This window comes from Pseudomonas sp. BBP2017, assembly GCF_003024385.1.
Lineage (GTDB): Bacteria > Pseudomonadota > Gammaproteobacteria > Pseudomonadales > Pseudomonadaceae > Aquipseudomonas.
Window position 1 is genome coordinate 321,858 of record NZ_PVZN01000001.1, and the last position, 12,551, is coordinate 334,408.

The 12,551-nt window shown below is 60.5% G+C and carries 13 protein-coding genes; 6 read left to right on the forward strand and 7 right to left on the reverse strand.

What is annotated here, in order from left to right; all coding sequences use genetic code 11:
* Nucleotides 1-19: 19 nt before the first annotated feature.
* The 3 genes from prpC to C6382_RS01470 all read right to left on the reverse strand — a co-directional run bounded on the left by prpC (nucleotide 20) and on the right by C6382_RS01470 (nucleotide 2,808).
* Complete coding sequence (gene prpC / locus C6382_RS01460; RefSeq protein WP_107022776.1) at nucleotides 20-1,147, reverse strand: 2-methylcitrate synthase; 1,128 nt, start codon at nucleotides 1,145-1,147, stop codon at nucleotides 20-22.
* Nucleotides 1,148-1,210: 63 nt separating this feature from the next.
* Nucleotides 1,211-2,101, reverse strand: coding sequence for a methylisocitrate lyase (gene prpB, locus C6382_RS01465; RefSeq protein WP_038609228.1), 891 nt, complete (start codon nucleotides 2,099-2,101; stop codon nucleotides 1,211-1,213).
* On the reverse strand, nucleotides 2,098-2,808 hold the full coding sequence (locus tag C6382_RS01470; protein WP_107022777.1) for a GntR family transcriptional regulator: 711 nt from the start codon (nucleotides 2,806-2,808) through the stop codon (nucleotides 2,098-2,100). Before C6382_RS01470 ends, prpB begins: the two co-directional genes overlap by 4 nt.
* Before the next feature lie 292 nt (nucleotides 2,809-3,100).
* On the opposite strand from C6382_RS01470, the gene C6382_RS01475 reads away from it, so the two are divergent.
* From C6382_RS01475 to pabB, 4 genes are all read left to right on the forward strand, one after another.
* Entirely contained in the window at nucleotides 3,101-3,637 is a 537-nt protein-coding gene (locus tag C6382_RS01475) for an ATP-dependent zinc protease (protein WP_107022778.1), read from the forward strand.
* Between the two features lie 5 nt (nucleotides 3,638-3,642).
* Nucleotides 3,643-5,175: an inactive transglutaminase family protein gene (locus C6382_RS01480; protein WP_107022779.1), complete on the forward strand. Its 1,533-nt coding sequence runs from the start codon at nucleotides 3,643-3,645 to the stop codon at nucleotides 5,173-5,175.
* On the forward strand, nucleotides 5,175-6,155 hold the full coding sequence (locus tag C6382_RS01485) for an alpha-L-glutamate ligase-like protein (RefSeq protein WP_107022780.1): 981 nt from the start codon (nucleotides 5,175-5,177) through the stop codon (nucleotides 6,153-6,155). The genes C6382_RS01480 and C6382_RS01485 overlap by 1 nt, the downstream gene beginning before the upstream one ends.
* A gap of 131 nt (nucleotides 6,156-6,286) precedes the next feature.
* Nucleotides 6,287-7,630, forward strand: a complete 1,344-nt coding sequence (pabB, locus tag C6382_RS01490; RefSeq protein WP_107022781.1) for an aminodeoxychorismate synthase component I — start codon at nucleotides 6,287-6,289, stop codon at nucleotides 7,628-7,630.
* A 77-nt stretch (nucleotides 7,631-7,707) separates the two neighbouring features.
* On the opposite strand, the gene thrH is transcribed toward pabB, so the two are convergent.
* A complete protein-coding gene (thrH, locus tag C6382_RS01495) occupies nucleotides 7,708-8,325 on the reverse strand; it encodes a bifunctional phosphoserine phosphatase/homoserine phosphotransferase ThrH (RefSeq protein WP_107022782.1) in 618 nt (205 codons plus the stop codon).
* A gap of 129 nt (nucleotides 8,326-8,454) precedes the next feature.
* On the opposite strand from thrH, the gene C6382_RS01500 reads away from it, so the two are divergent.
* Nucleotides 8,455-9,189, forward strand: coding sequence for a phosphoadenylyl-sulfate reductase (locus C6382_RS01500; protein WP_107022783.1), 735 nt, complete (start codon nucleotides 8,455-8,457; stop codon nucleotides 9,187-9,189).
* Nucleotides 9,190-9,279: 90 nt separating this feature from the next.
* On the opposite strand, the gene cysB is transcribed toward C6382_RS01500, so the two are convergent.
* From cysB to C6382_RS01515, 3 genes are all read right to left on the reverse strand, one after another.
* The gene (gene cysB / locus C6382_RS01505) at nucleotides 9,280-10,254 is read right to left on the reverse strand and encodes an HTH-type transcriptional regulator CysB (protein ID WP_038609205.1); all 975 of its coding nucleotides are present in this window, start codon (nucleotides 10,252-10,254) and stop codon (nucleotides 9,280-9,282) included.
* 125 nt (nucleotides 10,255-10,379) lie between these two features.
* Complete coding sequence (locus C6382_RS01510; protein ID WP_107022784.1) at nucleotides 10,380-10,877, reverse strand: universal stress protein; 498 nt, start codon at nucleotides 10,875-10,877, stop codon at nucleotides 10,380-10,382.
* 93 nt (nucleotides 10,878-10,970) lie between these two features.
* Nucleotides 10,971-11,879 (reverse strand): 5'-nucleotidase, encoded by a 909-nt coding sequence (locus C6382_RS01515; RefSeq protein ID WP_107023013.1) that lies wholly within the window; start codon nucleotides 11,877-11,879, stop codon nucleotides 10,971-10,973.
* Between the two features lie 176 nt (nucleotides 11,880-12,055).
* Between C6382_RS01515 and C6382_RS01520 the strand changes: the two genes are divergently transcribed.
* Nucleotides 12,056-12,502 carry a PilZ domain-containing protein gene (locus C6382_RS01520; RefSeq protein WP_107022785.1) on the forward strand — a complete coding sequence of 149 codons (447 nt, stop codon included), beginning with the start codon at nucleotides 12,056-12,058 and terminating at the stop codon, nucleotides 12,500-12,502.
* Nucleotides 12,503-12,551: the final 49 nt, after the last annotated feature.

Genomic DNA, 12,551 nt, shown 5'->3' on the forward strand with positions numbered 1-12,551 from the left:
CAGGAATTTGCGGCCAGGCTCAGCGTTGTTCGATTGGCACGAACTTGCGCTGTTCAACGCCGGTGTACTCGGCGCTCGGACGGATGATGCGGTTGTTGGCACGCTGTTCGAACACATGGGCCGCCCAGCCGGTCAGGCGCGAGCAGACGAAGATCGGGGTGAACAACTTGGTCGGGATGCCCATGAAGTGATACGCCGAGGCGTGATAGAAGTCGGCGTTGGGGAACAGCTTCTTCTGTTCCCACATGGTCTTGTCGATCGCTTCGGACACCGGATACAGCACCGTGTCACCAACTTCGTCAGCGAGCTTCTTCGACCAGCCCTTGATCACTTCGTTACGCGGGTCGGACTCTTTGTAGATCGCGTGACCGAAGCCCATGATCTTGTCTTTGCGCTCAAGCATTTGCAGCAGCTCGGCCACCGCGTCCTGCGGGCTCTGGAAGCGCTCGATCAGTTCCATCGCCGCTTCGTTGGCACCGCCATGCAGCGGGCCGCGCAGCGAACCGATGGCTGCGGTGATGCACGAGTACAGGTCCGACAGGGTCGATGCGCACACGCGGGCAGTGAAGGTCGACGCGTTGAATTCGTGCTCGGCGTAGAGGATCAGCGAGACGTTCATCACTTTCACATGCAGCTCGCTCGGCTTCTTGCCGTGCAGCAGGTGCAGGAAGTGGCCGCCGATGGTGTCTTCATCGCTGGTGCAGTTGATACGTACGCCATCGTGGGTGAAGCGGTACCAGTAGCACATCACCGCCGGGAACAGTGCCAGCAGGCGATCGGTCTTGTCGCGCTGCTGTTCGAAGGTCAGCTCGGGCTCCAGGGTGCCAAGCATCGAGCAACCGGTACGCATCACATCCATCGGATGGGCATCTGCCGGAATGCGCTCAAGCACTTCCTTCAGCGCTTGTGGCAAGTCACGCAGGGTCTTGAGCCTGCCCTTGTACTCGGCCAGCTGGGCCGCACTGGGCAGATCGCCGTATAGCAGCAGGTAGGCCACTTCTTCGAACTCGGCACCAGCGGCCAGGTCGCGGACGTCATAACCACGATAGGTCAGGCCGGCCCCGGCCTGGCCTACGGTCGACAGTGCAGTTTGCCCGGCCACTTGACCACGCAGGCCGGCTCCACTGAGTACTTTTGCTTCGGCCATGTCTTTCTCCACTCTTGAATTTGTTATGGGAAACGGCAACTCATCACGGGTTGAAGCAGGTGTTCAGCCCTTTTTCTGGGCGAACAGGGCGTCGAGGCTTTGCTCGAACGCGTGGTAGTTGATGGCGTCGTACAGTTCCATCCGAGTCTGCATGGTGTCGATGACGTTTTTCTGCGTGCCATCGCGACGCAGCGCGGTGTAGACATTCTCGGCTGCCTTGTTCATGGCGCGGAACGCCGACAGCGGGTAGAGCACCAGCGATACGTCGACCGAAGCCAGTTCTTCGGTGGTGTACAGCGGGGTGGCACCGAATTCGGTGATGTTGGCCAGGATCGGCGCTTTGATGCGGTCGGCGAAGGTCTTGTACATCGCAAGCTCAGTAATCGCTTCCGGGAAGACCATGTCGGCACCCGCTTCGATACACGCAGCAGCACGCTCCAGAGCTGATTCCAGGCCTTCGACGGCCAGGGCGTCAGTACGCGCCATGATCACGAAACTGTCGTCGGTACGAGCGTCCACCGCCGCCTTGATGCGGTCGACCATTTCCTGCTGGGAGACGATTTCCTTGTTCGGACGATGGCCGCATCGCTTGGCGCCGACCTGGTCCTCGATGTGGATCGCCGCCGCGCCGAACTTGATCATCGACTTGACGGTACGGGCGACGTTGAACGCCGAGGAACCGAAACCGGTGTCGACATCCACCAGCAGCGGCAGGTCGCAGACGTCGGTGATACGACGGACGTCGGTCAGCACGTCATCCAGCCCGGTGATGCCCAGGTCCGGCAGGCCCAGGGAGCCCGCAGCTACGCCGCCACCGGAAAGGTAGATGGCTTTGAAGCCGGCACGCTTGGCCAACAGGGCATGGTTGGCGTTAATCGCACCGACCACCTGCAACGGGTGTTCGGCGGCAACTGCATCGCGAAAGCGCTGGCCGGGACTGCTTTTCTGACTCATGACTCACCTCGTGGGCTGGTAGCGTCCAGATAGTGACGCTCGATATTGCGTTTGGAAGCGCCGATGTGACGGCGCATCAAGAGCTCGGCCAGTTCGCCGTCACGGTCGGCGATGGCATCGAGAATCCGGTGGTGCTCGGCGAACGCCTGGTGTGGCCGGTTGGGCGTGGCGGAAAACTGGATGCGGTACATGCGCACCAGTTGATACAGCTCGCCGCAGAGCATCTGCACCAGGGTGCGGTTGCCGCTACCCTGGATAATCCGGTAATGGAAGTCGTAGTCACCTTCCTGCTGGTAGTAACCCAGGCCGGCCTGAAAGGTGGCGTCACGCTCGTGGGTATCGAGGACCCGGCGCAGCTCATCGATCTCGGCTACGCTCATACGCTCGGCAGCCAGGCGACAGGCCATGCCCTCCAGGGACTCGCGGATCTCGTACAACTCGATCAGCTCGGCATGGCTCAGCGATACCACCCGCGCGCCGACATGCGGCACGCGCACCAGCAGGCGCTGGCCTTCCAGGCGATGGATCGCCTCGCGCAGCGGCCCGCGGCTGATGCCGTAGGTGCGCGCCAGCTCAGGCTCGGAGATCTTGCTGCCTGGGGCGATTTCGCCCTTGACGATAGCCGCCTGGATGCGCCGAAAGACGTTTTCCGAGAGGGTTTCGGAATCCTCTGCGATTGCGCCGGGGGCTTGGGCTGCGTCCAGCATATTGTCGACACCTCGTAAACCAGTGAGGCCAAAACTAGCCAAATCGACTGACATAGTCAAAGACAAAATCAATATTGTCGACAATCGTCTAAGAACGAACTTCACATGCCAAGGTGTTGTCTGAGTGCAGCCGCTGGCGCCAGCACACCAGCGTGATAGAATGCCGCGCCCCACACAGGGCATGAACAGTGTGCTTGTCATCATTTCGTGGTGATGACAGATAAACGAGGAAGCTTGCGCAGTACTGCCAGTGGCCTTGACCCGAACACCGCACAGCACCGCGCCAGGATTTATGAGACTTACGCCCCTTCTACTGTTGCTCAGCCTGTTTTTGTTGCCTGCCGTTGGCCAGGCTGCGGAAAAGACCGTGTACGGCCTTAATGAATACGCCCGCCTCGCCGATATCGACCTGGAGGTTGCCGCCAAGCTCGATACCGGGGCCAAGACTGCCTCGCTCAGCGCCCGCGACATCAAGCGCTTCAAGCGTAATGGTGAGTCATGGGTACGCTTCTACCTGGCGATTGACGCCGCCCACGCGCATCCGATAGAACGACCGCTGGCCCGTGTCAGCAAAATCAAGCGGCGCGCCGGCGATTACAACCCGGATGAGGGCAAGGCCTACACTGCCCGCCCGGTGATTGAACTGAACATCTGCATGGGCACGGCCCAACGCGTGATCGAAGTGAACCTGACCGACCGCAGCGCGTTCCAGTACCCACTGCTGATCGGCTCCGAGGCACTCAAGCACTTTGATGCGCTGGTCGACCCAAGCCTTAAATACGCGGCCGGCAAACCTGCCTGCGCCCCTGACGCTCACACCGCAGAGTAATCCCGATGCGCTCTCTTACCCTTCATCTGAAAGTCCTGATCACCGTACTGGTGCTATTGGGCATCATCGTCACGGCCTATCAGATCTTCTTTCTCGGGATCCCGGTGACCGAAGACGAGACCGACGACCTGTGGAACATCGACGCCAAAGTCGAGTTCGTCGCCAACCCCAAGGACCCGATCAAGGTCCAGATGTTCGTACCGCCGCTGAACCGCGATTACGTCAGCCTCAATGAGAGCTTCATTTCCAACAACTACGGGGTCAGCGTCAACCGCGTCGACGGCAACCGCAAGGTCACCTGGTCGGCCCGTCGCGCCAGCGGCAACCAGACTTTGTACTACCGCCTGGTCCTGACCAAGCGCTACAGCACCGAAAAAGCCAAGATCAAGGGCCCGACCTTCCGCGACAGCCTGGCCGTAGAAGGCCCGGAAAAAATCGCCGCCGAAGCCCTGATGGCGCCGATCCGCCAGCACTCGGCCGACGTCGAAACCTTCGTCAGCGAAACCATCAAGCGGGTCAACAACCTCAATGACGATAACGTCAAGCTGCTGCTGGCTGGCGATGCCTCGTCGCTGAACAAAGCCAAGGTTATTGACCTGCTGCTGTCGATCGCCCACGTACCGGTGGAAAAGGTCCACACCATCCGCCTGATCGCCGACCAGCCGCAAACCCCTGAACTGTGGCTGCGCAGCTTCAACGGCACCGACTGGCTGTACTTCAATCCGGACACCGGCGAACAGGGCCTGCCCACCGACCGCCTGCTGTGGTGGACCGGCGATGACAACCTGATCACTGTCGATGGCGGCAAAAAAGCCAACGTCAGCTTCAGTCTGAACAACAGCGAGATGAATGCCATCCGCCTGGCCAAGCTGACCGACGAGAACACCGACGCCGACTTCCTCGAATACTCGCTCTACGGCCTGCCGCTGCAGACCCAGCAAACCTTCATGATCATGGTCATGATCCCGATCGGCGTGCTGGTAATCCTGGTGTTGCGCAACCTGATCGGCCTGCAGACCCTGGGCACCTTCACCCCGGTCCTGATCGCCCTGGCCTTCCGTGAAACCCAACTGGGCTTCGGTATCATCCTGTTCACGGTGATCACGGCACTGGGCCTGTCACTCCGTTCCTACCTTGAACACCTGAAGCTGCAGATGCTGCCGCGTCTGTCGGTGGTGCTGACCTTCGTCGTGGTGCTGATCGCCGCGATCAGCCTGTTCAGCCACAAGCTGGGCCTGGAGCGCGGTCTGTCGGTGGCGCTGTTCCCGATGGTGATCCTGACCATGACCATCGAACGCCTGTCGATCACCTGGGAAGAGCGTGGCGGCGGCCATGCGATGAAAGTCGCCGTCGGCACCCTGTTCGCCGCCACCCTGGCGCACCTGCTGATGAGCGTGCCGGAGCTGGTGTACTTCGTCTTCACCTTCCCGGCAGTTCTGCTGATCCTGGTGGGCTTCATGCTGGCGATGGGTCGCTACCGCGGCTACCGCCTGACGGAGCTGGTGCGCTTCAAAGCTTTCGTGAAGGCTGACGCCTGATGTTCGGTCTCTGGAAAACCTGGAAAGCCCTGGAGGCCCGGGGCATCATGGGTATCAACCGGCGCAATGCGGACTACGTCCTCAAGTACAACAAGCGCCACCTGTACCCGATCGTCGACGACAAGATCATCACCAAGGAGCGTGCGATCAAGGCCGGCATTCACGTGCCGGAAATGTACGGGATCATCTCCACCGAGAAAGAGATCGACAAACTCGGCGAGATCATCGGCCAGCGCAACGACTTCGTCGTCAAACCCGCTCAGGGTGCCGGCGGCGACGGCATCCTGGTGGTGGCCGACCGCTTCGAGGACCGTTATCGCACGGTCTCGGGCAAGATCATCAGCCACGAGGAGATCGAGCACCAGATCTCCAGCATCCTCACCGGCCTGTACTCGCTGGGCGGTCACCGTGACCGCGCCCTGATCGAGTACCGGGTGACCCCCGACCAGATCTTCAAAAGCATCAGCTATGAAGGCGTGCCGGACATCCGCATCATCGTGTTGATGGGCTACCCGGTGATGGCCATGCTACGCCTGCCGACCCGCCAGTCGGGCGGCAAGGCCAACCTGCACCAGGGCGCCATCGGTGTCGGTGTAGACCTGGCGACCGGCGTGACCCTGCGCGGCACCTGGCTGAACAACATCATCAGCAAGCACCCGGACACCACCAACGCGGTGGACGGCGTGCAGCTACCGAACTGGGACGGCTTCATGAAGCTGGCAGCCGGCTGCTACGAGCTGTGCGGGCTGGGTTACATCGGTGTCGATATGGTCCTGGACCAGGACAAGGGCCCGTTGATCCTCGAACTCAATGCGCGCCCCGGCCTGAACATCCAGATCGCCAACGACTGCGGCTTGACCAAGCGTACTCATGCCGTAGAAGCACACCTGGAGCAACTGGCCAAAGACGGTCGCCAGGAGACCGTCGAAGAGCGCGTACGCTTCGCTCAGGAGCTGTTCGGCCACGTACCGTCCAACTGAGTGCAAGCACTTTGCCTGCGTCAGCCAGCCCTGGCTGACGCAGGCAAGGCACTCAAGGTCGTAGTCTGCGCTAGGCGCATTTCCTGCACAGGACTACAATCGCCTCCCCCGCATTCATAGCTGTTACTTGCATGCCGACCTGTACGCTCCATCCCCTGCCCTACCTGGCCGACCCTGCGGCCTACTTTGCGCGTATCCGCCAGGCACCCGGTGCCGTGCTGCTTGACAGCGCCCGCCCAAGCGCCGAGCGCGGCCGTTTCGACCTGCTCAGCGCCTGGCCAGTACAAACCCTGGCACCGCAGGCTAGCGAAAGCGGTGAAGCCTACCTGCAGCGCCTGCGCGCCAGCCTTGCGCAATTGGGACGGGCAACACTGCCTGAGGGCGTCGAACTACCCTTTGCCGGCGGTCTGATCGGTTACCTCAGTTACGACTTCGGGCGGCGCCTGGAGAACCTGCCAACCCACGCCACCGACGATTTGGGCCTGGCCGACGCCAGTCTCGGACTGTATGCCTGGGCACTGATCAGCGATCATCAGCTCGGGTGCAGCCAATTGCTGTTTCACCCGAGCCTGGCCGAGGCCGAGCGTCAACGACTGATTGCGCTGTTCGACACCCCCGTGCCGGACAGCGAGACGCACTTCTCGCTGCTGGCACCGATGCGCGGCGATATCAGCGCCGAGGATTATCACCAGGCCTTTGACCGGGTGCAGGCATACATCCATGCCGGTGACTGCTACCAGATCAATCTCACCCAGCGTTTTCGCGCGCCGTGCCAGGGCGATCCCTGGCATGCCTACCTGGCGGTGCGCCAAGCATGCCCTACGCCCTATTCCGGCTTCCAGACGCTGGCCGATGGCAGCACCCTGCTGAGCTTCTCGCCAGAGCGTTTCATTCAGGTCAGTGAGGGCCGGGTCGAGACCCGGCCGATCAAAGGTACCCGGCCACGCAGCGCAGATCCGGCCCAAGACGCACGCAACGGCGCAGAACTGCTGGCCAGCAGCAAGGACCGCGCGGAAAACCTGATGATCGTCGACCTGCTGCGCAATGACCTCGGCCGCACCTGCGAGATCGGCTCAGTGAAAGTGCCAGAGCTGTTCAGCCTGGAAAGCTACCCCAACGTGCACCACCTGGTCAGCAGCGTCACCGGCCACCTGGCTGCCGACAAGGACGCCCTGGACCTGATCGCCGGCAGCTTCCCCGGCGGCTCGATCACCGGTGCACCGAAGATTCGCGCCATGCAGATCATCGACGAGCTGGAACCCAGTCGTCGGGCGCTGTATTGCGGCTCATTACTGTACATCGACGTGCGCGGCGAAATGGACAGCTCGATCGCCATTCGCAGCTTGCTGGTCAAGGATGGGCAGGTGTGCTGCTGGGGTGGTGGTGCGGTGGTGGCCGATTCGGATTGGCAGGCTGAGTATGAAGAGTCGATTACCAAGGTGAAGGTGCTGCTCGAGACCTTGCAGAGCCTCTGACAAGCATCGCGGGGCAAGCCCGCCCCCACCGGCTATTCAAACTCCGGTGGGAGCGGGCTTGCCCCGCGATGAGGCCCTTACAGGCTCAGCGACCGACTGGAAGCCTTGATAAACTCCTGCTTCAACGCCTCGAAATCATGCACCGCCGGAAATTGCGGGAACTCGCGGATCACATTCTCCGGCGCATGGAACAGAATCCCTGCGTCAGCCTCACCCAGCATGGTGGTGTCGTTGTACGAGTCACCGGCAGCAATCACCCGGTAGTACAGGCTCTTGAACGCCAGCACCGACTGGCGCTTGGGATCTTTCTGGCGCAATTGGTACCCGGTCACCCGATCCGTTGCATCAGTGATCAGACGATGGCAGAGCAAGGTCGGGAAGCCCAGCTGGCGCATCAGCGGCTGAGAGAATTCGTAGAAGGTGTCAGAGAGAATCACCACCTGGAAGCGCTCGCGCAACCAGTCAACGAACTCGATGGCGCCGTCCAGCGGCTTGAGCGTAGCAATTACCGCCTGGATATCGGAAAGCTTCAACCCATGCTCATCGAGAATGCGCAGGCGCTGTTTCATCAGCACATCGTAATCGGGAATATCACGGGTGGTGGCCCGCAACGATTCGATTCCGGTTTTTTCCGCAAAGGCGATCCAGATTTCCGGGACCAGCACGCCTTCCAGGTCGAGACAGGCAATTTCCACAGCACACTCCTCGAACAACGCCAAAAATGGGAAGCCGCACTCTACATGCGCGGCGTCTGCCCCGGCAATTTTTGTTAAGATCGGTGTATTACGAGCGCCAAGCGCCATTCAATGACCGGAAGCCGCCTGATGAGCCAACCCTTCGACGTCGCCGCCCTGGCCGCGACTTATGCCAACAAGTCCCCGCAGGACATCCTCAAGCTTGCCTTTGAGCACTTTGGTGATGACCTGTGGATCTCCTTCAGCGGCGCCGAAGACGTGGTGCTGGTGGACATGGCCTGGAAGCTGAACAAGAACGTCAAGGTGTTCAGCCTCGACACCGGCCGCCTGCACCCGGAGACCTACCGCTTCATCGACCAAGTGCGCGAGCACTACAACCTGCCGATCGAAATCCTCACTCCCGATCGCAGCAAGCTTGATCCTTTTGTCAAAGAGAAAGGCCTGTTCAGCTTCTACAAAGATGGCCACAGCGAATGCTGCGGCATCCGCAAGATCGAGCCATTGCGCCGCAAGCTGAGCACCGTCAGCGCCTGGGCCACCGGCCAGCGCCGCGACCAGAGCCCGGGGACCCGCAGCCAGGTGGCGGCACTGGAAATTGACAGTGCATTCTCTACCCCGGAACGCACGCTGTACAAATTCAACCCGCTCGCGCAAATGAGCAGCGAAGAGGTCTGGGGCTACATCCGCATGCTCGAGCTGCCGTACAACAGCCTGCACGAGCGCGGTTTCATCAGCATCGGCTGCGAACCCTGCACCCGCCCGGTGCTGCCGAACCAGCACGAACGCGAAGGCCGCTGGTGGTGGGAAGAGTCCACCCAGAAGGAATGCGGCCTGCATGCTGGCAATCTGATCGCAAAAAATTGAGCTGCAAGCGGCAAGCTTCAAGCCACAAGAAAAAAGCAGCCCGCACGCGGACTGCTTTCTCTTACAGCTTAATGCTTGGAACTTGAAGCGTTAGTGCACTGGCAACTCGACATCTGCAAACAGTTCTTCAAGCTCTTGCTTGTTGTGGCACTGGATAGCCTTGGCCATCACTTCACGGGTCAGGTGCGGGGCAAACTTCTCGATGAAATCGCACATGAAGCCCCGCAGGAAGGTACCGCGACGGAAGCCGATTTTGGTCACGCTGGACTCGAACAGCTCACTGGCATCGAGCACTACCAGGTCATTATCGAGCTTGGTGTCGACCGCCATCTTGGCCACGATGCCCACGCCCAGCCCCAGGCGTACATAGGTTTTGATAACGTCGGCGTCGGCGGCGGTGAACACCACTTTCGGGGTCAGGCCGCGGTGACTGAAAGCTTCGTCGAGCTTGGAACGACCGGTGAAACCGAACACATAAGTAACGATCGGGTATTCGGCCAGGGCTTCGAGGGTAAGCTTGGGCAACTTGGTCAGCGGGTGGCCTTGCGGCACCACCACACAACGGTTCCAGCGATAGCACGGCATCATTACCAGGTCACCGAACAGCTCCAGGGCTTCAGTGGCAATGGCAAAATCCACGGTACCATCGGCAGCCATTTCGGCGATCTGCATCGGCGAACCCTGATGCATGTGCAGGGCCACTTCCGGGTACTGCTTGATGAAGCTGCTGATCACCGGCGGCAGGGCATAGCGCGCCTGGGTGTGGGTGGTGGCAATCGACAGGGTGCCCTTCTTCTCGTTGGAGAATTCCTGGGCAATCTGCTTGATGCTTTCGACCTTGCGCAGGATTTCGCCAGCGGTGGTGATGATCCGTTCACCGGCCGGGGTAACGCGGGTCAGGTGCTTGCCGCTGCGGGCGAACACTTCAACGCCCAATTCGTCCTCGAGTAGGCGGATCTGCTTGCTGATGCCCGGCTGAGACGTATACAGACTCTGCGCTGTCGCGGAGACGTTGAGGTCGTGGTGCGCCACTTCCCAGATGTAGCGCAATTGTTGAAGCTTCATAGGTATCCCTCAAATCAGCTGGGGCGCCACCGGCAGCAGCGACGATTTATAACTATATTAGTGGTTTGAAGAATAAATCTAGAACTATTTTAGCAGTCTGGTGGGAATCCTCCGACAACGCAGTGTTAAGCCTTCCGACGCCCCAGGTGCTGAGCTAACGGCACCATGTACACCGGCACTGGCGAAAGCTGTAACAATCGCACCGCTGTGCGGCCGATAGGGATATCAACACCCGCCCCCTGGCTATGGCTGCCAAAGATCAGCAGATCGACACTCAGACGCTGCGCCTGCTCAAGAATCACCTGGGCCGGATCACCCTGGCGCACACGTACCGCCTTGATCAGCGCCAGATCGGCTTCTTCGCCTAATTCGTCTCGGAAGTTTTCCAAGACCTGCCGTTCGATATTAGCCATGACATTGTTGACCCCCTGGCTGTGCAGTTGGTCCAATGTCTGCTCGTCCAGGTAGCTTTGCAGCAGCGACTCGGCGAATTGCCCCATGGGCTCGACAGCATGAATCACATACAGCTCTGCATTGAAAGTGCGCGCCAACGCCAGCGCGTGTTGCATGACAAAAGGCGCGTACACACCGAGGTCAGTGGCGTACAGAATGGAATGGATCATTCGACCTCCTCGACTGCCACGTGGGCAGACCAAGCTTCAGCTTAGCAGCGCACCGATGACGCGCCGTTCCGTCTGGCTCCCGGCAGCGGCGGCTTAGCCCAGGGTCGGTTCGTTGCTGATGCCGTGAGGAACATGACCGGTTGCCACCACCGTGCGCGCCCGCTCGCAATGGCCGGCCTGGTCGTCGAAAAACACATCGGCGGCGAACGCTTCAAGGAACGCCGATTTATCCAGGCCACCAAGAAACAGCGACTCGTCCAGGCGGATGTCCCATTCGCGCAGAGTGCGGATTACCCGCTCGTGCGCGGGCGCCGAGCGCGCGGTCACCAAGGCCGTACGAATCGGGCAGGCGCCCTCAGGGAACTCCTTCTGTAGCAGGTTCAGTGCGGCGAGGAACGGTTTGAACGGCCCGCCCCGCAACGGCTCGCGGGCCGATTGGCGCTCGCTGGCCTGGAACGCCTCCAGCCCACCCAGTTGATAGACCCGTTCCGATTCGTCGGAAAACAGCACGGCGTCACCATCAAAGGCTATACGCAGTTCGTCGCTGGCGGCCCGCTGCGCACCGCCGGAGAGAATGGTCGCTGCGGCAAATCCGGCTTCAAGGGCGCTGCGCACATCGTCAGCATCGGTGGAGAGAAACAAATGGCAGCCGAAAGCTGCCAGATACGGATACGGACTGCGCCCGCCAACAAAAGCTGCGCGGTAGATGCCCAGGCCATGATGCTCGATGGAATTGAACACCCGCAGACCGGTATCGGCGCTGTTACGCGACACCAGCACCACCTCGACCCGCGGCTGCCCAAGGTGGGCATTGAGCCTTAACAGCTTTTGCACCAGCGGGAACGCGTCACCGGGCTCCAGCACTTCGTCCTCGTGCTCGATCTGGTACTGGCGGTAGGCCTCAACGCCTTGCGCCAGGTAGAGGCGATGGCTTTCGCTGAGATCGAACAACGCCCGCGAGGAGATGGCGACGACCAGTTTATCGCCGAGAGTCTTGCTCATTTTCTGCTTCACCAATGATTATGCCGATCAAAAAACCCCAGCGCTCCTGCTGGTGTTCATCCTACGCTCCTCAACCGCTGATCTTTTGTTCAATATTTTTACACGTAAATCAACCGCTTTACGCTCCTTCACTATACTGAGGCGAACAAGGTCAAAAAATCGACACGGAGTCGATCATGCGTGGATACCTGCCTCACCCGGACGATGTTCCGGTCGAACTGGCGCTGCGTCGGTCGCCCAGCCTGTTTCGCCAGCGCCTGCACACTATCAGCCTGGGCGGTATCGCTTGCAACCACCCCCGCGCCTACCGCCGCGGCATGGCCATCGAAATGATCATCCCCTCTCTCGGTGAGTCGGCCCGTTACCCCGGCTACGTGGCCTGGTGCCAAAAGCAGCAGGACGGCTACCGGGTCGGTATCGCCTTTGTTGATGAACAGGCACTGTTCGGGGCGAGAATGAGTGAGCAGGTTTGCCAGATCCAGCACCTCTACCAGCAGCAAACGCTCAACGAAAGTACCCCGCCCGACCTCAATGCCCTTGCCGAGCAATGGGTCAGCCTGCATGCCAGCGAATTCTCCGAAGCCAGCCTTGAGGCCACCCATACCCGCCAGATTCTCGTTTAACCGCAAAAACCCTGCGCCAGCTGGCTTTCACACGCAGGAAAGCGGGCGC

Coding starts and splice junctions, on each gene's coding strand:
- prpC (WP_107022776.1), bottom strand. CDS start 1,147: ATGGCCGAAGCAAAAGTACTCAGTGGAGCCGGCCTGCGTGGTCAAGTG.
- prpB (WP_038609228.1), bottom strand. CDS start 2,101: ATGAGTCAGAAAAGCAGTCCCGGCCAGCGCTTTCGCGATGCAGTTGCC.
- C6382_RS01470 (WP_107022777.1), bottom strand. CDS start 2,808: ATGCTGGACGCAGCCCAAGCCCCCGGCGCAATCGCAGAGGATTCCGAA.
- C6382_RS01475 (WP_107022778.1), top strand. CDS start 3,101: ATGAGACTTACGCCCCTTCTACTGTTGCTCAGCCTGTTTTTGTTGCCT.
- C6382_RS01480 (WP_107022779.1), top strand. CDS start 3,643: ATGCGCTCTCTTACCCTTCATCTGAAAGTCCTGATCACCGTACTGGTG.
- C6382_RS01485 (WP_107022780.1), top strand. CDS start 5,175: ATGTTCGGTCTCTGGAAAACCTGGAAAGCCCTGGAGGCCCGGGGCATC.
- pabB (WP_107022781.1), top strand. CDS start 6,287: ATGCCGACCTGTACGCTCCATCCCCTGCCCTACCTGGCCGACCCTGCG.
- C6382_RS01500 (WP_107022783.1), top strand. CDS start 8,455: ATGAGCCAACCCTTCGACGTCGCCGCCCTGGCCGCGACTTATGCCAAC.
- cysB (WP_038609205.1), bottom strand. CDS start 10,254: ATGAAGCTTCAACAATTGCGCTACATCTGGGAAGTGGCGCACCACGAC.
- C6382_RS01510 (WP_107022784.1), bottom strand. CDS start 10,877: ATGATCCATTCCATTCTGTACGCCACTGACCTCGGTGTGTACGCGCCT.
- C6382_RS01515 (WP_107023013.1), bottom strand. CDS start 11,879: ATGAGCAAGACTCTCGGCGATAAACTGGTCGTCGCCATCTCCTCGCGG.
- C6382_RS01520 (WP_107022785.1), top strand. CDS start 12,056: ATGCGTGGATACCTGCCTCACCCGGACGATGTTCCGGTCGAACTGGCG.